Source organism: Microbacterium sp. NPDC077184, assembly GCF_040687055.1.
Taxonomy (GTDB): Bacteria; Actinomycetota; Actinomycetes; order Actinomycetales; family Microbacteriaceae; genus Microbacterium.
In genome coordinates this window covers 1-20,596 of sequence record NZ_JBFBMM010000011.1, presented here as the reverse complement: position 1 = coordinate 20,596, position 20,596 = coordinate 1, and the positions used below count along the sequence as shown (strand labels likewise).

At 64.0% G+C, this 20,596-nt stretch carries 18 protein-coding genes; 10 read left to right on the top strand and 8 right to left on the bottom strand.

What is annotated here, in order from left to right; genetic code table 11:
• From AB0O93_RS15985 to AB0O93_RS15975, 3 genes are all read left to right on the top strand, one after another.
• Positions 1–237: hypothetical protein (locus AB0O93_RS15985; protein WP_363345053.1), on the top strand; the 237-nt coding region annotated here is incomplete at its 5' end.
• Between the two features lie 61 nt (positions 238–298).
• The gene (locus tag AB0O93_RS15980) at positions 299–487 is read left to right on the top strand and encodes a hypothetical protein (RefSeq protein WP_363345051.1); all 189 of its coding nucleotides are present in this window, start codon (positions 299–301) and stop codon (positions 485–487) included.
• A gap of 83 nt (positions 488–570) precedes the next feature.
• The gene (locus AB0O93_RS15975; RefSeq protein WP_363345049.1) at positions 571–831 is read left to right on the top strand and encodes a hypothetical protein; all 261 of its coding nucleotides are present in this window, start codon (positions 571–573) and stop codon (positions 829–831) included.
• A gap of 318 nt (positions 832–1,149) precedes the next feature.
• Here the strand turns inward: AB0O93_RS15975 and AB0O93_RS15970 are convergent, their stop codons facing one another.
• From AB0O93_RS15970 to AB0O93_RS15950, 5 genes are all read right to left on the bottom strand, one after another.
• Entirely contained in the window at positions 1,150–1,710 is a 561-nt protein-coding gene (locus AB0O93_RS15970; RefSeq protein ID WP_363345047.1) for a helix-turn-helix domain-containing protein, read from the bottom strand.
• A 109-nt stretch (positions 1,711–1,819) separates the two neighbouring features.
• Complete coding sequence (locus AB0O93_RS15965) at positions 1,820–3,472, bottom strand: ABC transporter ATP-binding protein (protein ID WP_363345045.1); 1,653 nt, start codon at positions 3,470–3,472, stop codon at positions 1,820–1,822.
• A complete protein-coding gene (locus AB0O93_RS15960) occupies positions 3,469–4,380 on the bottom strand; it encodes an ABC transporter permease (RefSeq protein WP_363345043.1) in 912 nt (303 codons plus the stop codon). Before AB0O93_RS15960 ends, AB0O93_RS15965 begins: the two co-directional genes overlap by 4 nt.
• 1 nt (position 4,381) lies before the next feature.
• Positions 4,382–5,329 carry an ABC transporter permease gene (locus AB0O93_RS15955; protein WP_363345055.1) on the bottom strand — a complete coding sequence of 316 codons (948 nt, stop codon included), beginning with the start codon at positions 5,327–5,329 and terminating at the stop codon, positions 4,382–4,384.
• Between the two features lie 122 nt (positions 5,330–5,451).
• Positions 5,452–6,966: an ABC transporter substrate-binding protein gene (locus tag AB0O93_RS15950; protein ID WP_363345041.1), complete on the bottom strand. Its 1,515-nt coding sequence runs from the start codon at positions 6,964–6,966 to the stop codon at positions 5,452–5,454.
• Positions 6,967–7,101: 135 nt separating this feature from the next.
• Here AB0O93_RS15950 and AB0O93_RS15945 point away from each other — a divergent pair, with 135 nt between their 5' ends.
• The gene (locus AB0O93_RS15945) at positions 7,102–8,610 is read left to right on the top strand and encodes a sulfatase (protein ID WP_363345039.1); all 1,509 of its coding nucleotides are present in this window, start codon (positions 7,102–7,104) and stop codon (positions 8,608–8,610) included.
• A 50-nt stretch (positions 8,611–8,660) separates the two neighbouring features.
• Complete coding sequence (locus tag AB0O93_RS15940; protein WP_363345037.1) at positions 8,661–10,250, top strand: arylsulfatase; 1,590 nt, start codon at positions 8,661–8,663, stop codon at positions 10,248–10,250.
• Positions 10,251–10,269: 19 nt separating this feature from the next.
• Here AB0O93_RS15940 and AB0O93_RS15935 read toward each other — a convergent pair whose 3' ends face one another.
• From AB0O93_RS15935 to AB0O93_RS15925, 3 genes are read right to left on the bottom strand one after another with little or no spacing between them, the layout of a single operon-like run.
• Positions 10,270–10,602 (bottom strand): DUF202 domain-containing protein, encoded by a 333-nt coding sequence (locus AB0O93_RS15935; RefSeq protein ID WP_363345035.1) that lies wholly within the window; start codon positions 10,600–10,602, stop codon positions 10,270–10,272.
• Positions 10,599–10,958, bottom strand: coding sequence for a DUF202 domain-containing protein (locus AB0O93_RS15930; protein WP_363345033.1), 360 nt, complete (start codon positions 10,956–10,958; stop codon positions 10,599–10,601). Before AB0O93_RS15930 ends, AB0O93_RS15935 begins: the two co-directional genes overlap by 4 nt.
• Complete coding sequence (locus tag AB0O93_RS15925; RefSeq protein WP_363345031.1) at positions 10,955–11,824, bottom strand: formylglycine-generating enzyme family protein; 870 nt, start codon at positions 11,822–11,824, stop codon at positions 10,955–10,957. The genes AB0O93_RS15930 and AB0O93_RS15925 overlap by 4 nt, the downstream gene beginning before the upstream one ends.
• Before the next feature lie 82 nt (positions 11,825–11,906).
• Here AB0O93_RS15925 and AB0O93_RS15920 point away from each other — a divergent pair, with 82 nt between their 5' ends.
• The 5 genes from AB0O93_RS15920 to AB0O93_RS15900 all read left to right on the top strand — a co-directional run bounded on the left by AB0O93_RS15920 (position 11,907) and on the right by AB0O93_RS15900 (position 20,046).
• The gene (locus tag AB0O93_RS15920) at positions 11,907–12,515 is read left to right on the top strand and encodes a PadR family transcriptional regulator (protein WP_363345029.1); all 609 of its coding nucleotides are present in this window, start codon (positions 11,907–11,909) and stop codon (positions 12,513–12,515) included.
• Positions 12,512–14,314, top strand: coding sequence for a sulfatase (locus AB0O93_RS15915; RefSeq protein ID WP_363345027.1), 1,803 nt, complete (start codon positions 12,512–12,514; stop codon positions 14,312–14,314). The genes AB0O93_RS15920 and AB0O93_RS15915 overlap by 4 nt, the downstream gene beginning before the upstream one ends.
• Positions 14,315–14,360: 46 nt before the next feature.
• On the top strand, positions 14,361–15,761 hold the full coding sequence (locus AB0O93_RS15910) for an MFS transporter (RefSeq protein ID WP_363345025.1): 1,401 nt from the start codon (positions 14,361–14,363) through the stop codon (positions 15,759–15,761).
• A gap of 26 nt (positions 15,762–15,787) precedes the next feature.
• Positions 15,788–18,004 carry a glycoside hydrolase family 3 C-terminal domain-containing protein gene (locus AB0O93_RS15905; protein ID WP_363345023.1) on the top strand — a complete coding sequence of 739 codons (2,217 nt, stop codon included), beginning with the start codon at positions 15,788–15,790 and terminating at the stop codon, positions 18,002–18,004.
• A gap of 170 nt (positions 18,005–18,174) precedes the next feature.
• Positions 18,175–20,046, top strand: coding sequence for an alkyl sulfatase dimerization domain-containing protein (locus tag AB0O93_RS15900; protein WP_363345021.1), 1,872 nt, complete (start codon positions 18,175–18,177; stop codon positions 20,044–20,046).
• The last annotated feature ends 550 nt before the right edge of the window (positions 20,047–20,596 follow it).

Below are 20,596 nucleotides of genomic sequence, written 5' to 3'. Positions count from 1 at the left end.
CTGAGGTCGTCGAAGAGATCCTCGCGACCATCGTCGTATGAGCTGCTCAGCGAGATCGACGACCCCGGTCAGTCGAATGGGAGACACGCCCTAGAGAAGATGCTCGAATCGGGGCTGCTGATCGCGGACCCGCCTCGTGCCGAGTGGGAGCGCGGCGGGCGGGTGAGGTACAGCGTGAACGGGGAACTAGTCTCGCTGCTCTATCTGCAGCTAGGACAGGCGCTCCGCATCCTTTAGCGACGTCAGTGGTCGCGGGTAGCGTGAGATTCACGGAGAGCGGGTCGGTGAGGTGGTGGGGATGGACGGAATCACATTCGGTCAGCTTCTCGCCGGCAACTGGATGCTGATCACCATCGTCAGCACGGCGCTGCTGGTACTAGCCGTCACGTTGCTTGTGCGAAGGCGTCGAAGTTTCCGCCGGATGCCGACCACGATCGACGGAGTTCGGATCGAACCTCAAGGTGCCGTGGTTGATGGGATCTCGTGATCGAGCGGAACTGGCGGATCACACTGCTAATGCACAGTGTCAGCCACAAGCCAGCGCCCGTGCCAGTGCTCAGCTCACGGGCCGTGGTCACAGTACAGCGTAAGCAGTACGCCGGGACTGTCTACCTCGAGCGCGAAGTTCGTGAGCTCAACCCCGGTGACGCTCTGGTGGTCTGGGTGCTCGTCAGGCTGGGCGGTGACGAGGAGCCGCGCTATGTCGAACTGGAGCACACGCCAGCGGGGGTGGGTGGTCGCGTGGTGACGCTGCGGAGCCGATCGCTTGCGTCGATGGCGATGCCGGCCAATCGGCACGTCGCCCCGGACGCCTATGGGCCCGGACACTGATGCAACGTTGGTGGCTTCGCCGCTGAGAATGCCGTCATGCGCTGCTTTCTCAATTCTTGCTCGCGGGCGGGTTGACGGGCACGTGAACTGTCGATTCCACCGCGGAATCACGCGGATTCGCTCGCGAAATCTACGGTGGGAATCTGCCCCACGGTAAGAAGCTGGGCGAGTCCGACCGCTTCACGGCGTGAGCGACTTGCGGAGCGGAGTTCCGGTCCTTCCGATACTCGGGTGAGCGACCCGGGCACGGTGTTGTCATGATTAGCGTTAGAGCGACGGTCTTCCTCTCCGAACGCGATCTCCGGCTTCCGTGGGGCGCTACCCGTCAGGGTCGCGCCGGAACGACTTCAGGAGGTTGATGAACAGCGCCACCTGACCCGCGCGGTCGAACTCCGTCGGGTTGAACACCCACTGTGCACCCAGGCCGTGACTCAGAGCGAGTGTCCAGCGAGCGAGCATGGTGCTATCCACACCGGGAGGCAGCTTTGACGGATCGATCCATCGGTCGAAATCGGCAGCAATTCCGGGCAACGCCTTCTCAGTGCGCTGTGCGAACCAATCATGCCCCGGGTGGCCGGGTCCCGTGCTTTCTGCGGCTAGCACGACGAAAAGCTGCACGAGCTCCGGTTGGCTGTCGTTGTCACCCAGCATCCCCACGTACGCGTCGAGCATTCCCTCGCCCAGATCACGCCGCTTCTGCATCGCAGCACCATTGTCGTCTTCGCGTGCCATGATCACAGCAAGCAACAGGGCAGCTTTGGACGGGAAGTAGTGGAGAACGCCTGCCTGGGTGATTCCGACTTCACGTGCGATGTCAGCCAGGCTCACGGAGTTGAATCCGCCCACGGCGAAGAGTCTCATCGCGGTGCCAAGGATCATCCGACGCCGCTCATCGCCGCGCGGTCGACGGGCGATACTCGGATCACTTCGCGTAGGTGACTCTTTCATGCGCTCCGCCATTGTGCTCCCGCCCCTAGCGTACGTCTTCTCATGCGAAGGCGGCGTCAAGATCCGGGGTCGCCGCGAGCAGAGTGCGTGTGTACGGATGCTGTGGGGCACCGTATACCTGCTCGGTGGTCCCCGTCTCGACGAGCTTGCCCTTCTGCATCACCGCCACGTGATGACTGATCTCACGGACGACAGCCAGGTCGTGTGAGATGAACAGGTACGCCAGTCCGTAGCTCTCTTGCAGCTCGCGCAGAAGTTCCAGAATCTGAGCTTGAATCGACACGTCCAAGGCTGACACCGGCTCGTCGAGGATGAGCAGACTCGGGTCGGAAGCAAGCGCTCGCGCGATGCCGATTCGTTGCCGCTGCCCGCCTGAGAACGCCCAGGGGTATCGGTCGAGGTACTCCGGCCCGAGGCTGACCCTCGAGAGGAGTTCCACGCTGCGATCGCGAACGTCCCGGCGCGGTACGCCGGCCACCGTCAGCGCTTCTTCCAATGACTGCCCCGCTGTCCGACGAGGGTTCAGTGACGAATAGGGGTCTTGGAAGACGTACTGAATGGCTCGCACCATCGACTTCTTCTGCGCGGCGTCCATCGCCGCGATCGACACTCCCTCGACGAGGATGTCGCCCTCGGTGGGCTGGTTGATGCCGACGATCGTGCGAGACAGAGTCGACTTGCCGCACCCCGACTCGCCCACCAGGGCAAGGGTCTCGCCGGGCGCCACCTTCAACGACACACCATCGACGGCGTAGAACGGAGTGGCGGCGCGAAACATGCTGCGTCGCTGTGTGTTGACGTTCGTCCGCAGGTCGCGTACTTCAAGCACGGGCACGCCCGCATCGTTCGCGGGTGCGTCTTCGCGCAGGGGAGAATCCATCTTCGGGATCGCGGACATCAGCCCGATTGTGTACTCGTCGCGCGGCGCGGAGAGCACTTGGCGGACGTGGCCGCGTTCGACGATGTTGCCCTTGTACATCACGACGACCTCGTCGCACAGTTCTGCCACGACGCCCATGTCGTGCGTGATGAATACGATCGCGATTCCCAGGTCATCCCGCAGGCGCCGCAACAGGTCGAGGATCTGTGACTGGATCGTGACATCGAGCGCGGTGGTCGGTTCGTCGGCGATGAGCACCGACGGTTCATTGGCCAACGCGATGGCGATCACCACACGCTGGCGCATTCCGCCGGAGAACTGATGCGGAAACTTCTCGGCGGCCGCCTTCGCATCGGGGATGCCGACCTTCTCGAGCAGCTCGATCGCCCGTACTTTCGCTTTCGCCTTATCGACCCCGTGGATGCGCATGGCCTCGATGATCTGATCCTTGATCCGCATCACCGGGTTCAGTGCCGCTTGCGGGTCCTGGAAGATCATCGAGATCTCACGCCCACGGACGTCCAGCATCTGCTTCTCGCTCAGGGCCATCACATCCCGACCGCCGAGTTCGATGCGGCCACCCGTGACACGGCCGGGGTGCCGCAGCATCCGCATCAACGCCTTCGAGGTGACGGATTTGCCCGACCCGGACTCGCCGACGATGCCGAGAATCTGCCCCGGCAAAAGGTCGAAGGTGACGCCCTTCACCGCGACGAGCGGACCCTGCGGGAGATCGAACGTGACTTCGAGATCACGCACCCGCAGGATGGGAGTGGTCTCGGGCGTGGGCTGGGGGTTGGCTGAATCAGTCATTTGCGTGTCACCGTTTCGTTCAGGGCGTCAGAAAGCAAGCTGAAGGACATCGACAGCAGGATGAGCACAAGGGTGGGCCCGATGATGTACATCGGCGCCTGCTCGATGAAACGTATTCCCACATTCAGGAGCGAACCGAGCGAGGGCTCGGGCGGCTGAATGCCGAGTCCGATGATGCTGAGACCGGCCTCGATGAAGACGGCCACGACGACGAAGATCGCGCCATTGACGAGAATCGGGTCAACCGCGTTCGGCAGGATGTGCCGCACAAGGATGGTGCCCTTGCTCACGCCCAGTGTGCGGGCTGCAGTGACGTACTCGCGCTGCATCTGCTCGAGAAGCGCCGCACGAGCCTGGCGGCCGAACAGCGGGAGCCCGCTCACCGTAATGGCCACGACCAGCGCCAGCCAGCCCGGTCCCATGATCAGGACGATGCAGACACCGAGTACCACACCCGGAAACCCGAGGATGATGTCCAGCACCCGCTGCACGAACGAGCCGGCGAACCGGGACAGGGCTCCGAGTAGACCGAGCGCTGTGCCGAGCACCATGCTGATGGGTACCGAGACAACGATGATGGACAGGTCCATCCGAAGCCCGTAGATGGTGCGGATCAGGATGTCGCGACCGAGCTCATCCGTTCCGAAAGGGTGTGCCAGGCTCGGTCCCGCAAGGGCATCGCCACTCTGCTGGTCGTACCCGCCGGGAAAGAGCACGGGCGCGAGGAGCGCGAGCGCCACGAGAACGATGAGGATGACCAGGCCCGCGATGCCGCGTCCCGTGCGAAAGGCGGCGAGGTACCGCTTGGCGGTGGCGTTCGGTGTCAGCCGGCGCTGTTTTCGCTGTTGCGCCAGGATCGTTGTGGTCGAGGGCACCGTGACGATAGTGGTGGGGTTCTGTTGTGACATCTCACACGTCCAATCTCACGCGCGGGTCGAGCGCGGCGAGGATGATCTCGGTCAGCAGTTGGGAGAGTACGGCGATCAGCACGGCCATCATGATGAGGATCTGCACGAGTTGATAGTCGCGCGCGTTGACGGCTTGTACCGCGAGCTGCCCGAGGCCGTTGCGTGCGAAGATCGCTTCGATGATGATGGCGCCGCCGAACAACTCGCCGAAACGAAGCCCGATGGCCACCACTGCGGCGCCGAGACTGGTGCGCAACACGTGACGGTAGGTAATGCGACGCGGTGAGGCGCCTTTGGCCAGGGCGAGGTCGATGAACTCCTCCCCGCGCGTCGAGTTCATCGTGGTCTGAAGCAGCCGCGCGATACCCGGCGCCATCGCCAACCCGAGGGCGAGCGCCGGAAGCAGGAGGTATTGGATGCCTGTCCCGAAGTCCTCACTCAGCGGCACCTCACCGCTGACCGGCAGAACACGCCAGGTGACACCGAAGAGAACGATGAGCAACAGCCCGACCAGGAACGCCGGAGTGGCGATAAGGAGGGTGTTGATCGAGTCAGTGGCGATGCGTGCGACCCGCGTGCGAGACGATCCGCCGAGAACGCCGAGGCCAACGCCGATCACGATCATGAACACGGATGCGAGCAGCGCGAGTTCTACCGTGCTCTCAAGCCGATTTCCGATGAGTTCGCTCACCGACCGATTGAAGATGTACGAGGTACCCAGCTCGCCGCGGAAGACTCCCGAGAGCCAGGTGAAGTACTGGACGATGAGTGGCTGATCGAGACCGAGCGAAACGCGGATCGCTTCTACCTGTTCGGGCGTCGCCTCGGAGCCTGCGATCGTCTGGGCCGGATCCCCCGGAGCGAACCGGGGGAGCAGGAACGCGATGATCGACGTGGCGAACAGCACGAGGAGGATGGAAGGTATCTTGCTGATGAGAAATCGAAGCATGGGGTGCACTCTCGTTCACCGGACTCGAGACGGCATCGTCTCTGGGTACCCGGAAGGGCGTTGATCAGGATGGTTCCCGAGTGCGAGGTGGCCTCCCCGTCTTGAGGGGAGGCCACCCCGGTTCACTCCTGGATGAAGGCGGTGCCTGCCCGCAAGTAGCCGCGCGACGTGTAAGTCATGTCGTTCACGTCGTTGGACTGAACGGCTTGGCCCACGGACTGCACGATCACGCTGGTGAATGCTTCGTCGAGGATGTACTCCGTCAGTGCGTGGAGCGCATCGGCGTACTCGTCCTCCGAGGCGGTGGCCAGGTCTTCGCGGAGTGCTACGTACTCGTCCGTCCAGAACTGCGAAGGGTTTCCTTCGCGCAGTGACGGCAGGACGTTCATGAGAGTCGCCGGCCCGAAACCGTTCAGACCGTGCAGCGGCAAGAAGGACTGGCCCAGCGTGCCAGCGACCTGGTTGGCGTCCCACGTCTGCGGGTCCTGAACAGCGATGGTCGGGTTCAGGCCCACCTCTTCGAGGTTGTTGCGCACGATTTCGGCGAGTCCCGTGTTGGAGGGGAGTCCAATAACGGTGATCTCGATGTCCGCGCCTTCGGCCCCGGCGTCGGCGAGAAGTTCGCGTGCCTTGTCAGGGTCGTAGGTGTAGTACGTGTCAAGGTCGGTCGGGTAGTCGGGCGTGCTGGGGTCCCAGAAGAGATCGGTCAACCGGCCCGATTCGCCGAAGATCTGCTCGGAGATGCGCTCGCGGTCGATCGCGTACTGCACGGCCTGGCGGGCTTCTTTGGTGTCGAAGGGTGCTTGGGTGACGTTCACGCCGAGCGGATACGCGGCGTACGCCGAGTTGACGATCGTGTACGCGGGATTGGACCGCAGCGACTGGATGTCGACAGGGTTCATGCCGGTCGCCACCTGTGTGCGGTTGCTGCGTACGGCGTTGAGCATCGCGGTGCTATCGGTGATGATCGCGACTTCGATGCCGTCGAGGTAGGGCTCGTCGCCCCAGTAGCTCTCATTCTTCGCCAGGATGACTTCGGATCCCGGTGACCAGCTCTCGAAGGTGAAAGGCCCGGTGCCGATGACCTCCGAGCCGTCGTCGAGGCCTGCGACGGTTTCGCTGTCGAGGATGTAGGTCTGCTCGAAGAAGTCGAAGATGTTCGAGGTCGGTGCCGAGAACTCGATGGTCACTTCGGTGGGGCTGACGACGTCGACCGACTCGAAGCTGCGTGCGATGTAGCCCACCTGCGCGTTGTACGCAGGATCAGCCGAGGTCTCGATCGAGAATTTGACATCATCGGCGGTCATAGCGCGTCCGGAGTGGAACGTGACGTCGTCGCGCAGGGTGATGTCCATGCTCAGGCCGTCATCGGCGAGCTCCCACTCCGTTGCGAGCAGGGGTTGTGGCGCTCGGTCAGCGTCGTAGGTGGTGAGGGTTTCATAGACGTTCGATGCCCACGCCACGTTGCCGGCGCGAGCCGCCATCACGTTGCGCGGCTGAATGTCACCGCTCTGAGCGACCTGCAGGGTCCCGCCCTGGACGGCCTCTACAGAATCTGGTGTCTCACTCGCCTGATTGACCGCCGACTGGCAGCCGGTCAGTGCGACCGCGAGAGCCGCGATACCCGCCACTGCCATGGCCGTGAATCGGTGTTGGGTGGTTTTCGCCATTGCTGTTCACTCCTCATCGTCGAGAAAAAGTTGGGTGCGGTTGCAAACCTAGTGAGTGCTTAGTAGGTTTACAAGAGAAATCTCAACGAGGAGCTCACGAACATGTCACGACCGAACATCATCTTCGTCATGTCAGACGACCACGCAGCACATGCGATCTCCGCGTACGGAAGCCGTGTCGACGTCACTCCCCACCTGGATCGAATCGCGACCGAGGGTGTGCGAATGGACGCAGTTTTCTGCACGAATTCGATCTGCAGTCCCTCTCGGGCATCGATCTTGACGGGGACCTACAGTCACGTGAACGGGGTCTCGTCGATCTGGACTGAGATGGACTACCGAGTGCCCACGTTCGTGGAGGTTCTGCAGGACAACGGCTACAAGACCGCCATGTTCGGCAAGTGGCATCTGGGCGAGCACGGCGATGCTCTTCCCCGAGGCTTCGACGCGTGGAAGATCTTTCCAGGCCAGGGCGACTACGTCGACCCAGTGATGATCGATGAGTGTGGCTCCACGACCGTCGAGGGGTACGCCACCGACATCGTCACCGACCTTTCCCTCGAGTGGATTGACAGTCTTGAGGAGAGCGCTCCGTTTTGCATGATGGTGCATCACAAGGCGCCGCACCGACCGTGGATTCCGGACCAAAAACACGCGCACCTATACGCCGATGGCAGCATTCCCGAGCCTGAGACGTTCTTCGACGACTACGAGTCGCGGAGCAGGGCTGTGCGTAACGTGCACATGACGATCGCCGATGACATGGGCTCGGACGATCTCAAGCAGGAGGTCCCAGAACACCTTCGAGGCCCACAGAACCGTGCGGCGCGAATGAGTTGGAAGTACCAGATCTATATGCGCGACTATCTGCAGTGCATACAGTCCATCGATGACAACGTCGGCCGATTGCTTGATCACCTGGAAGAAAAGGGTCTCGCCGAGAACACTCTGATCGTCTACACATCCGACCAGGGCTTCTTCCTCGGTGATCATGGCTGGTTCGACAAGCGGCTCATGTTCGACCAGTCGCTTCAGATGCCTATGCTGATCCGTTGGCCCGGAGAGATCGCGGCGGGCAGCCGGTGTGACGCAATCATCACGAACGTCGACTTCGCGGCGACGTTTCTCGACGTCTGCGGCATCGATGCTGCTAACGCCTTGCCCACCTCGCAGGGTCGCAGTTTTCGCTCACTGCTGCGCGGCGAGCAGGTTGAGGACTGGCCGGATGCGGCCTATTACCGCTACTGGGAGCACGACGACCCCATCCACGCCGCCCCTGCGCACTACGGCATCCGAACGGCGACTCACAAACTCATCTACTACTACGGTGCGGGGCTGGGCGTACCCGGAGCGAGCGAGACGACTTTCGAACCCGAGTGGGAACTCTACGACCTTCTAGCCGATCCCACCGAGGTCCGCAACGTTGCCGACGACGATGCTTACGCCGAGATACGGGCAGACCTCGAAGCGAAGCTCGCCGACTATCAGCGCCACTACGACGACGAACCGTACGTCGGCCCCGCGACGCCGCACCCCGAGTGGGGGCCCTACGACGAGACGATCTTCGCGCTGTTGCAGCAGTACGTCGCGAGCGTCCGCTCGACCAGTTGAGTGTCCTTCCCCCTTGCCGCGGTACCCGCCACCCGCACGAAAGTACTGACATGACGCGACCCAACGTGATTATCATCGTCGCCGACGACCTCGGCTTCTCCGACATCGCACCTTACGGCGGAGAGATCGATACTCCTGCCCTGCAACGGCTTTCCGACCGTGGCGTGCGCATGAGTTCGTTCTACGTCACGCCCCGGTGCAGTCCCTCGCGCGCTTCGCTGCTGACCGGTAGGCATCCTCACTCGGTCGGCATCGGAGTACTGACCACCGATAATCGACCCAATGGATACGCCGGCTCACTTCGCACCGAGGTCCCCACTTTGGCCGAGCGGCTGAAAGAGCAGGGCTACGCAACCGGGATCTTCGGCAAATGGCACTTGGCGAGCGAGGTCCACACCCCGAGCGAGACCTGGCCCACACGCCGCGGATTCGACGAGTTTCGCGGGATTCTGCCGGGGGCCTCTTCTTTCTACGCCCCGCCGATGGTCGAAGGTGAGCGCCGACTGCCGGCCGACGAGCTGGGCGATGACTTCTACTTCACCGACGACGTCACCGGTAGTGGAATCGACTTCATCCGGCGTCACGCTGCTGAAGACGCACCCTACTTCCTGCTTCTGACTTACACCGCGCCGCACTGGCCGCTGCACGCGGCCGAACCGGACATCGCGAAGTATCGCGAGCGCTTCGCAGGCGGATGGAGCGCGGTGCGCGAGCAGCGGCTTCGTCGTCTTCAGGACACGGGAATCGTGCCGACCGTGGATCACCTCCCCCGCGCACCGGGCTTGCCCGAATGGGACGACGAGAAGGCCGCTTGGGAGATCGAGCGGATGGCTGTCTACGCGGCGCAGGTGGAAAGCCTCGACCGCGGAATCGGGCGCGTCTTGGACGCCGTGGCTGCCTCGGGCGAAGAGGAAGACACACTCGTGCTGTTCTTCTCAGACAACGGAGGGTGCTCCGAAGAGCTGCCGCCAGGGGTCAACTTCTTCCCCGAGGACGTCGCCCCCCGAACCACACGGGCGGGTGGGGCGGTGCGCTTCGGAAATGACCCGGACGTAATGCCGGGAGGCGAAGACACGTATCAGAGTTACGGCGAGCAGTGGGCTACCGTCTCGAACACACCGTTCCGCATGTGGAAACGCTGGGTTCATGAGGGTGGTATCTCCACCCCCTTCATCGCGTCCTGGCCAGCCGGAGGAGTCGGTGCCGAGGGCGCCCTTACCCACGGAATCGGACACATCACCGATATCGTTCCCACGGTGCTCGGCGCGCTGGACGGAGCGGCCGCGGACGGGCTCGGCGTCGGCAGTGATGCCTTCGACGGCGAGAGCCTGTTGCCGGTGTGGCAAGCCGGGGGCGAGGCCGCGGGCGAGCGCACACTGTACTGGGAGCACGTCGGTAACGCCGCGATACGCCGTGGTGATTTCAAGTTGGTGCGGGAGTGGGGAGGGCCGTGGGAGCTCTACGACATCGCCACCGACCGGATCGAATCAGTCGACCTCGCGGGAACGTATCCCGACCTGGTGGCTGAGCTCGCCTCTGAGTATGAGGTGTGGGCTCGAGCACACGACGTGATCCCGTGGCAGGACGTTCTCGACGATTACGCCGCACGCGGCATCCACCCGATGCGCGCCATGGGGTAGCCAGATTCCCGGGCGGCGCTCAGACCAGCAGCACAACGGCGGTCGCCAACGCTCCCGTTGCCAGGACGAACAGGCCGAGGGCAGCGAGCGGGCCGGCTCCCGGCATCCGTCCCCTGTCTCCGTCGCGGGCCAGCACGGTGTTCACCTGCTGCATCCGCCGACGTCCGGCGATCCAGAGCCCGACGGCGATGAGCAGGCCGAGCAGCCCGACCAGAACCCACCAGGCGTTTCCGAGCGCGGCGGGGAGCAGGCGGAGCGTGACGAGCGAGCCCAATCCGATCGCGAGGGCGGTGCGGCGCCAGGCGAGTTCGGTGCGTTCAGGTTGGAGGCCGGGGTCGGAGGGTGTGGTCATCGTAGGAGGATCGCGAGAACGAGAAGGAGCCCCGCGATCGTCACGGCGATGCCGAGCGTCGCGCCGAGAAGTGATGCGGGAAGGGGCTTGTTCTCGCGGAGGGCGCGTTCGGTGCGCGCCCAGCCGATCCATGCGAGCGCAGGGACGAGCATGCCGACAATGATCAGGACGAGGGATGCCGCGAGCCGCAGTTCGGGGTGAAGTTCGAGGCCGAGTAACTCGAGCGCGACACCGCCGGCGAGGAAGGCGAGCGCGGTGCGGATCCACGCCAGATAGGTGCGTTCGTTTGCGAGCGTGAAGCGCGCGTCAGGCTCTTGCCCTCGAGAGAAGACGGAAGCAGGGAATCGCCGGTTCACAGCGCGCTCACCGTTCGGAACCCGCAGTTGCCCATCGTGGAGTCCGGTGTATTGCCGGTGCGCGCGGCCACTCGGTACCGGTTGCAGTAAGACTCGTGGCACAGGTACGAACCGCCACGGGTGACGCGACGTTCTTCGTGCAGGATGGGCAATTGGCGGGTGGCCGCCGGGTTCGACGGCGGCGTAGGTGTGAACGAGTCGGCGCACCACTCCCACACATTGCCGGCGACGTCGTAGAGGCCGAGCCCGTTTGCGGGATAGGCGCGCACGGGCGACGTGGCGAGCCACCCGTCCTCGCGCGTATTGCGCGTGGGAAACGTGCCCTGCCAGATATTGCACATCCAGTGGCCGTCGGGCGTCAACTCGTCACCCCAGGCGTAGCGCGCACCGGCAAGACCGCCCCGTGCGGCAGCCTCCCACTGCGCCTCGCTGGGCAACGCCCGGCCTGCCCACGCGGCGTAGGCGGCAGCATCCGCCCACGACACATGCACCACGGGATGGTCGGCGAGATCGTCGAGGTCTGACAGCTCACCGAACGGATGCCGCCAGTCGGCTCCCCGCACCCGCAACCACCAGGGCGCTCCTGCTGCGTCGCCGAGCACTCCATCGCGCCGGGCGGCGACGGCGAGATGAAACACTGCCGAATCTCCGTAGCGCTCGGCGTCGGTGACGTAGCCGGTTGCATCTGCGAACCGCGCGAATTGCGCATTGGTCACGGGGGTCTCATCGATGTCGAATGCGGGCAGTTCGACCAGAAGCTGGGGTGCTTCGCCGTCGTAGGGATAGCCCTCTCCGAATGCGTCGCCGAGCAGGTAGCTTCCTGCGGGGATGGGGCGGGTTTCAGCGTCCCGTTCGATCTGATTCACACCGAAAGCTTGACACAGCGTTCGATGTTTCGCTATAACACTAGTTACATATGTGCAACTGCACATAGGGCAAGGAGGCGACATGAAGTTCGAGAACGTTGTGCTGGGGGTGCTGGCAACGCGACCCTTCCACGGCTACGACCTGATGAAGTGGTTCGACCTTGAGGGTCAGTTCATCCGCTCGAACACTCATCACAGCCAGATCTACCGCGAGCTGGCGCGCATGGTGAAGAACGGTCTGGTCGAGTTCGAGATCGATCCCCGCGAGGGCAAGCCCGACGCGAAGGTCTATCGGATCACCGAAATGGGAAAGCAGGTGCTCCTGGCGTGGGTCCGCTCGCCCTACGTGCCGACGAGTCGCTTTCAGGATGCCGACTTCAACACTCGCTTCTCCTTCACCGTCGCTCTCGACCTCGAGGCTGCGCTGACTGTCGTCGAGACAGAACTCTCTTACCGGCGGGCCCAGGTCGCAACCACCCGGGTGCGCAAGCGCGGGGTTGTCGGCGTTCAGCCGATCGAGGGCTTCGACACTAGCCGGTACCAGCGCTACGGCGAGCAGATGCACTACTTCGGTGCAGATTCCGTCGACCGCTGGATGGACTGGCTCGAAAGCATCCGCACCGCCATCGTCGCCGAGCTCGCCACGCTCGACGCCACAACCGACACCGACTCCGAGGAGCGCACCGCATGAGAGCCATCATGGTCATGTTCGACAGCCTGAACCGGAAGATGCTGCCGAACTACGGCGGCGACTGGGTGCACGCCCCGAACTTCGAGCGGCTTGCATCGCGCACCGTCACGTTCGAGAACTGCTACGGCGGGTCGATGCCCTGCATGCCGGCTCGTCGCGAGATGCACACCGGGCGCTACAACTTCCTGCACCGCTCGTGGGGGCCGCTCGAGCCATTCGACGACTCGGTGCCGGCGATGCTGAAGAACGCCGGCGTCCACACGCACCTCGCGACCGACCATCAGCACTACTGGGAGGACGGCGGAGCGACCTACCACAACCGCTTCTCGACGTACGAGTTCTTCCGGGGTCAGGAGGGCGACCCGTGGAAGGGTCAGGTTGCCGACCCCGAGATGCCCGAAGCGGTGGGGATGGCCTCGAAGATCAAGCCAAGACTGTGGCGCCAGGACTGGGTCAACCGCGCTCACCTCCAAGACAAGGCCGTCCACCCGCAGACGCTGACGTTCGACGCCGGCGTGGAGTTCATTGAGACGAATAAGGACGATGACTCCTGGTTCGTTCAGATCGAGACTTTTGACCCGCACGAGCCGTTCTTCAGCTACGCGGAGTACAAGACCCACTACGCGGCGGCCGAGTACGACGGTCCTCACTTCGACTGGCCCGACTACGCCAAGGTCACCGAGACGCCTGAAGCCGTCGAGCACGCCCGTGCCGAGTACGCCGCGCTGCTGACAATGTGCGACGACTCGCTGGGGCGTGTGCTCGACCTCATGGACGAGCACGACATGTGGGACGACACGATGCTCATCGTGTGCACGGACCACGGGTTCATGCTCGGCGAGCACGGCTGGTGGGGCAAGAACGTTCAGCCGTGGTACGACGAGACGATCCACAATCCGCTGTTCGTGTGGGACCCGCGCGCACAGGTCGCGGGTGAGCGCCGTGGCGCGCTCGTGCAGACGATCGACTTCGGTCCCACGCTGCTCGACTTCTTCGGTCTCGAGGCTACGGATGATATGCAGGGCGAATCGCTCGCGACAGTCGTCGCGGACGACACTCCGATCCGCGAGTACGGTGTGTTCGGCATCTTCGGCGGCCACGTCTGCATCACAGACGGGCGCTACGTGTACATGCGCGCGTCGGCGACAGCGGAGAACCAGCCGCTGTCGGAACACACCCTCATGCCGACAGTCATGACGGGATTCTTCCCGCACCAGATGCTCGCTCACGCGCAGCTCGTCGACCCGCTGCCATTCACCAAGGGCCTCAAGGTTCTCAAGACCCCTGCGCAGGCGTGGGTGAGCCCCTTCGCATTCGGCACTCAGATGTTCGACCTTGAGACCGATCCTGAACAGCAGAATCCGCTGCAGGATGCTGAGCTCGAGCTGCATCTGGCGACCGCGTTGCGCGACACCCTTGTGTTATCTGACGCGCCGGCCGAGCAGTTCGTGCGGCTTGGACTCCCGGTATCCGGTCCACTGAGCGACGAGCACCTCCTCGTCGCCCAGCAGTGGCCCATGCTGCAGGCGTCCCTTGCGCCGGCCTCGCGAGGCGAAGACTTCGGTGCCGACGGAGCCGTACTCGAACGTCCGCTCGGCGAGCTTCTGGCGCATGAAGGCACCCGCGCCGTGCTTCTTGAGCGCGCACCCATGCTTACCGGCGGACCCATGGCCGCGATGATCGGCGGCATGACACTGCTACAGATCGCGTCCATGATGGTCGGCCTTCTTCCACGTCCGGTCCTTGCCGGTCTGGCGCGGCTGCTGACCGAAGCATCCGAGCCCTCACCCACCCGATGACAACCCTTCACACCCACAAAGACCACATCACAAAGGAGTGAATGAAATGTCCACCGAAAACACCCCAGCGCCGACCCCGGTCGCGGCGCCAACCGTCACGGCCGCCATCCGCCACGGCAACCTCGACAAGAAGGGCGGCGTTCCCCGCCGCAAGACGAACCTCGTCATCCTCGGCGGCTCCATGGTCGCCGACGGGGGTGAAGGCTCGATGGCAACGACTCTGTTCCCCGTCATCGCCGCAGCCCTCGGCCTCGCGACGAGCGCACTCGGCATCCTCGCTGCCGTGGGCCGCATCGTGGGTGTCGTGGCCGGGCCCTCATGGGTCTTCCTGTCGAGGAAGTACGGACGAAAGCTGATCCTGGCGGTCGCCACAGGCTTCTGGGGTCTTTGGGCGGTCGCCGCCGGGCTTTCGCAAAACTTCACACAGCTGCTGATTCTCTACGGAATCATGGCTGCCGGCACCGCCGCCGCTCACGTGCTCGTCCCGGAGGTGATCGGCGATTCGTTCGAAGACAAGAAACGCGGGCGCGTGGTCGGCTGGGTGTACGGCGGAACAGCCGCCGTCAGCAGCCTCATGGCTCCTCTCATTGGACAGCTCGCCAACATCGAGGACGGTTGGCGGTACGGCTTCTTCTTCTTCGGCGCGATCAACGTGGTCTTCGGCATCCTGATCCTCGCCTTCTACAGGGATCCGGGCACCGGTGGCGGCGAAGCACAGCTCAAGACCTTCACTCAGGCAGAGCGGGACGCCGCGTCCAAGATTACGTGGGCGAAGGTCCGCTCGCTGTTCAAGATCCCCAGCTATGTTGTGCTCCTGGGCAGCCGACTGCTGTCCACCCACCTGCTCCTCGCCACCTTCGGCGTCTTGCTGCTCGTGAACGAGTTCGGCTTCGACGTTGCGGTCGCTGCCGTGGCGATGGCGCCCTTCGGCATTGGCTACCTGGTCGGCACGATGGCCGGGGGAGCACTGTCTGACTGGCTCAACAAGGTCAGCGTCAACTATGGACGCGTCGCAATGCTCCAGGGCGCACAGCTTCTCTTCGCGATCTTCGCCTACTTCACGACCCAGATCGTCTACGGGGGCATCACCCCCTACCTTGTGCTCTTCGGCCTGTGCGGTCTCGCCCAGGGGCTCAACCCCGGCGTCAACCGTCCGCTCGTCATGGCGATCGTCCCGCCGGAGCTTCGCGGTGCGGCCTTCGCGATCTTCGTCTCGATCATCGAATCCGCGGGCTTTGCGATCTGGACGATCACTGCCGGCTTCCTCGCGGACAGGGTCGGCCTGCAGGCGGTCATGATGTGGCTCGTGTGCGGCGTGATGCTGCTCAACGCCGCGTTCCTGACGCTGCTGTACAAGCCGTTCAAGAACGATCGGCTGGCACTGGTTGCCGAGCTTGACGCCCGTCGCGAGCGCATCCTCGAAGCTGAAGCAGAGGCCCAGCGATGATCTCCCCCCGAAAGGAAAAAACGACAATGCAGACCGAAGCCCTCACCCTTACGGAGTCCGCAAGCCTCAGCTCCGGGGGTAGTTTCTGGACGACCAAAGCTGTGGGTGACGTCCCGTCCATCTTCGTCACAGATGGTCCCCACGGACTGCGCAAGCAGATCGGATCGGTCGATCACCTCGGCATCAGCGGCAGCGTTCCTGCGACGTGCTTTCCGCCGCTCGCGGGTCTCGCCCAGAGCTGGGACACCGAGCTGGTCGCGCGAGTCGGCGCCGCGCTCGGCGACGAGTGCCAGGCCGAGAACGTCCAGGTGCTGCTGGGTCCCGGCATCAACATCAAGCGCTCGCCGCTCGGTGGACGCAACTTCGAGTACCTCTCGGAGGATCCGCACGTGTCCGGTGCGCTCGGTGCCGCCTGGGTCTCGGGTCTGCAGAGCCGCGGTGTCGGTGCGTCCCTCAAGCACTACGCACTGAACAACCAAGAGTATGACCGCATGCGGGCGAGTTCCGATGTCGACCCGCGTCCCCTGCGCGAGGTCTACCTGCGGGGCTTCCGCCGTGTTGTCGAAGACACACAGCCCTGGACGGTCATGTGCTCCTACAACCGCGTCAACGGTGTCCAGGTCTCGGAGGACCCGTTCTTGCTCACGCAGGTTCTGCGCGATGAGTGGGGCTACGACGGTGTCGTCGTGTCCGACTGGGGTGCCGTGCGAGATCGTGTCGCGGCTGTCGCTGCCGGGCTCGACCTGACGATGCCGTACGACGGGGGCGCTTCCGACGCCGAGCTCGTCGCCGCGGTAGAAGCGGGGGAGATTGATCGCGCACTCGTCGATCTCGCCGCCTCCCGTGTCGAAGCGCTGGCGCGCAAAGCGACGGCCGCCGCGATGACAGGGGTGACCTACGATCGCGATGAGCACCACGCCCTCGCTCGCGAGGCTGCGGCCCGGTCGATCGTGCTGCTGAAGAACGACGCAGACGTGCTCCCACTCGAACCGGCAGGGTCGATTGCGGTCATCGGTGCTTTCGCTGAGAGCCCTCGCTACCAGGGCGGCGGAAGCTCGCACGTCACCGCTACGCGGGTCGACGTCCCGTTCGAGGAAATTTGGGTCGCCGCCCCCCACGCTGAGGTCAGCTTCGCGGCCGGCTTCACCGTGGACGGAAGCGGCACGCAGTCTGCGCTGGTGGCGGAAGCAGCGGATGCTGCGGCATCCGCCGATGTCGCCATCGTGTTCCTCGGCCTGGACGCCCGGCAGGAATCCGAAGGCTTTGACAGGGAGAACATCGATCTTCCGGTCGAGCAGTTGGAGATGCTGCGAGTGGTCACGGATGCGCAGCCGAACACGGTCGTCGTGCTCTCGCATGGCGGTGTGCTCGACCTGCGTGAGGTGGCGGCGCGTGTGCCGGCCATTCTGGACGGCAACCTGCTAGGCCAGGCGGGCGGAGGCGCGATCGCAGACGTGCTTTTCGGAGTTGTGTCTCCCTCCGGCAAGCTCACCGAGACCGTGCCGCTGCGGATGCAGGACACTCCCGCGTACTTGGACTTCCCGGGCGAGCACATGCACGTCCGCTACGCCGAGGGCCTCCACGTCGGGTACCGCTGGTACGACGCTCGCGACCTCGAGGTCACCTTTCCGTTCGGCCACGGATTGTCGTACACGACCTTCGAGTACGGTGCCGCTTCCGCGCGCGCGGAGGGCGATGGGATCGTGGTCAGCCTCGAGGTGACCAATAGCGGGCAGCGCTCGGGCCGCGAGGTCGTGCAGGCCTACGTCTCAGTGCCGGAGTCGGCACAGGTGCGCGTGCCGCGCGCACTCGCGGGCTTCGCGAGTGTCGAGCTCGAGGTAGGCGAGAGTCGGACTGTCGACATTCACCTCGATCGACGCGACCTCGAGTACTGGGACATCCGCCTTGATCGCTTCGTCCTCGAGTCAGGTCGATACGTCGTCTCTCTGGGTTCGTCCAGCCGCGATCTGCGTGCCGTGGTCGAGGTCGAGGTCTCGGGCGACGAAGTGTCGTTCCCGCTGACCCTCGAGTCGACGATGGGCGAGGTCATGGCTAACCCGATCGCGGCCGCGATGATCACTCAGGCGATGCCGATGCCCGCGCTCCCCGAGGGCGATGCGATGGGAACCGACATGGCACGCATGATGGCGAGCATCCCCGTCGAACGCTTGCTCTCGTTGGGCGGAGGAGCGGCCACGCGCGAGCAGCTCGAACAGCTCCTCGCCGTCGCGAACGCGAGCTGACAGACGCGGACAGACGAACGGCGCAGGGCGACGAATCGCCCTGCGCCGTTCGCTATTCCGCTGCCGCGCTTCGAATGTCGACGTGGGCGACCTGCTTTGGCCGCTGTGGTCGAGTGCTGAGCGTGGAATAGTCGAAGAACCATCCCGGACTCGAAGGATCAACGATTCCCATGCAGAACAAGCCTGTCTCCCCCGCGATCGAGGCGCAGAATGCTGCGCTTCTGGCGACGCTGCCGTTCGATGATACGCAGGACTTCGAGGACGCCGACCGCGGTTTCATCGCGGCGCTCGAACCAGCCGTTCTGACGCGTGACGACGGTCGTGTGATCTGGGACAACGACGGCTACTCGTTTTTGCAGGGAGATGCTCCGACTTCTGTGAACCCGAGCCTGTGGCGCCAGTCGAAGCTGGGCGCGAAGCAGGGGCTGTACGAGGTCGTCGAGGGCATCTACCAGGTACGCGGACTCGATCTCTCCAACATCACGTTCGTCGAGGGCGATACTGGGGTCATCGTCATCGACCCGCTGATTTCCACGGAGACTGCCGCGGCGGCGCTGAGCCTCTACCGAGAGCATCGCGGTGACAGGTCGGTGGTCGCGGTGATCTACACGCACAGCCATGTCGACCACTTCGGCGGCGTGTTCGGCGTCACCAACGAAGCGGATGCCGCGTCCGGCAAGGTGCAGATCATCGCGCCGGAGGGATTCACCAGCCACGCGGTCGAGGAGAACGTGTATGCGGGAACGGCGATGGCACGCCGCGCGGGCTATATGTACGGCGCGGCACTGGCACGCGGACCGCACGGTCAAGTCGGTGCGGGGCTGGGCCAGACCACCTCCAGCGGCGAAGTCGGGCTGATCGTCCCCAACGTCGAGATCGCCAAGACGGGCGAGACGCTGACCGTCGACGGTGTCGAGATCGAGTTCCAGATGGCGCCAGGAACCGAAGCACCGGCTGAGATGCACTTCTACTTCCCTCGATTTCGCGCGCTGTGCATGGCAGAGAATGCCACCCACACGCTGCACAACCTTCTGACCCTGCGCGGTGCGCTGGTGCGTGACCCGCACGTGTGGTCGCAGTACCTCACGGAGGCGATCGACACCTTCGGGGAACGCACCGATGTCGCCTTCGCCTCGCACCATTGGCCGACTTGGACAAGTGAGCGCGTCGTCGAGTTCCTCGCGATCCAGCGTGATCTGTATGCCTACCTGCACGACCAGACGCTGCGTCTGATCAACCAGGGCTACCAGGGCGCTGAGATCGCCGAGTCTCTCGAGCTCCCGCCGGCTCTGGAGAACGCCTGGAGCACGCACGGGTACTACGGTTCGGTCAGCCACAACCTGAAGGCGATCTACCAGCGCTACATGGGCTGGTTCGACGCCAACCCCGGCCGCCTCTGGCCGCACCCACCCGCCGAACAGGCCAAGCGTTACGTCGACGCGATCGGGGGCCTTGATCGTGTGGTCGAGCTCGCCCAGACCGCATTCGATGACGGCGACTTCCGCTGGGCCGCGACACTCCTCGACAACGCGATCTTCACCGACGAGAATCACGCGGCCGCCCGGGAGCTCTACGCCGACACCCTGGAACAACTGGGCTACGGTGCCGAAAACGGCACCTGGCGCAATTTCTTCCTCTCCGGCGCGACCGAGCTGCGCGACGGCAACTTCGGAACCCCCACTGTGACGGCGGCCCCCGCCATCGTTGCTCAGCTGACGCCGGAGCAGCTGTTCGATTCGCTCGCGATCTCGGTGAACGGGCCGAAGGCGTGGGATCTCACGATCGACATCGACGTGACGTTGACCGACCTCGAGGTGAACTACCGGCTCACGCTTCACAATGGCGTGCTGATCTACCGCCAGCGTGACATCCTCGATGAGCCCGACGTGACCCTGACCCTGACGAAGGCGCGTCTGATTGCCGTAGCCGGTGGTGACCTGACGAGCCCCGGACTGGAGCTCAGCGGGGACACTGGCGCACTTGGGGCGCTCCTGGGAGTCCTTGACCAGGGAGACACGGCGTTCAACATCGTCACACCCTAGAACGAGTCAGTCTGTCGCGCCGACGCGTCGGAATCGCAGCCTATGCCGTCGTCCGCTCGACCGGCCCGAGATGAGTGCCCTGAACGTGCTCCACCTCTTCGAGGGGATCGAACGGCCGTAGGCATCGCCAGGCAAAACAGCTGAGAAGGGACTGCCGATGTGCTGATGCAGATTTGTCACCGATGTCCTGATACTTCACAATCACGCGGTGAGCGGAGACCGTCACGCCGTGGGTAAACGCGTGAGAAAGAACGTGTCGCATTCGGTGGCGGTGAGTACATCCAAGAAAGGTCGACACCCGCGCGAGTACGGGGGAACACCGCTCTGCACAGCGGGGAAAGGTCACTGGATGTGAGTTCAAATCCCACCGTCACCGCCAAATGATGAACGTTGAAACCCCTGGTAAGCGGTAGCTTGCTGGGGGTTTCTACGTTCTCGCCCTTTGCCCTGCTAGCTGTACCCGGCCATGAGGTTGGTGGCGTTTCCGGTCTTGTGAAAGGGGAGAACCTCCGGGCTTAGTGGAGATGTCTGACGTCTTCACGAACTCGGA

Bases quoted from the DNA above. Each gene is read 5' to 3' on its own strand.
- AB0O93_RS15905 (WP_363345023.1), top strand. From the start codon at position 15,788: ATGCAGACCGAAGCCCTCACCCTTACGGAGTCCGCAAGCCTCAGCTCC.
- AB0O93_RS15980 (WP_363345051.1), top strand. From the start codon at position 299: ATGGACGGAATCACATTCGGTCAGCTTCTCGCCGGCAACTGGATGCTG.
- AB0O93_RS15920 (WP_363345029.1), top strand. From the start codon at position 11,907: ATGAAGTTCGAGAACGTTGTGCTGGGGGTGCTGGCAACGCGACCCTTC.
- AB0O93_RS15935 (WP_363345035.1), bottom strand. From the start codon at position 10,602: ATGACCACACCCTCCGACCCCGGCCTCCAACCTGAACGCACCGAACTC.
- AB0O93_RS15915 (WP_363345027.1), top strand. From the start codon at position 12,512: ATGAGAGCCATCATGGTCATGTTCGACAGCCTGAACCGGAAGATGCTG.
- AB0O93_RS15900 (WP_363345021.1), top strand. From the start codon at position 18,175: ATGCAGAACAAGCCTGTCTCCCCCGCGATCGAGGCGCAGAATGCTGCG.
- AB0O93_RS15970 (WP_363345047.1), bottom strand. From the start codon at position 1,710: ATGATCCTTGGCACCGCGATGAGACTCTTCGCCGTGGGCGGATTCAAC.
- AB0O93_RS15965 (WP_363345045.1), bottom strand. From the start codon at position 3,472: ATGACTGATTCAGCCAACCCCCAGCCCACGCCCGAGACCACTCCCATC.
- AB0O93_RS15960 (WP_363345043.1), bottom strand. From the start codon at position 4,380: ATGTCACAACAGAACCCCACCACTATCGTCACGGTGCCCTCGACCACA.
- AB0O93_RS15940 (WP_363345037.1), top strand. From the start codon at position 8,661: ATGACGCGACCCAACGTGATTATCATCGTCGCCGACGACCTCGGCTTC.
- AB0O93_RS15945 (WP_363345039.1), top strand. From the start codon at position 7,102: ATGTCACGACCGAACATCATCTTCGTCATGTCAGACGACCACGCAGCA.
- AB0O93_RS15955 (WP_363345055.1), bottom strand. From the start codon at position 5,329: ATGCTTCGATTTCTCATCAGCAAGATACCTTCCATCCTCCTCGTGCTG.
- AB0O93_RS15950 (WP_363345041.1), bottom strand. From the start codon at position 6,966: ATGGCAGTGGCGGGTATCGCGGCTCTCGCGGTCGCACTGACCGGCTGC.
- AB0O93_RS15910 (WP_363345025.1), top strand. From the start codon at position 14,361: ATGTCCACCGAAAACACCCCAGCGCCGACCCCGGTCGCGGCGCCAACC.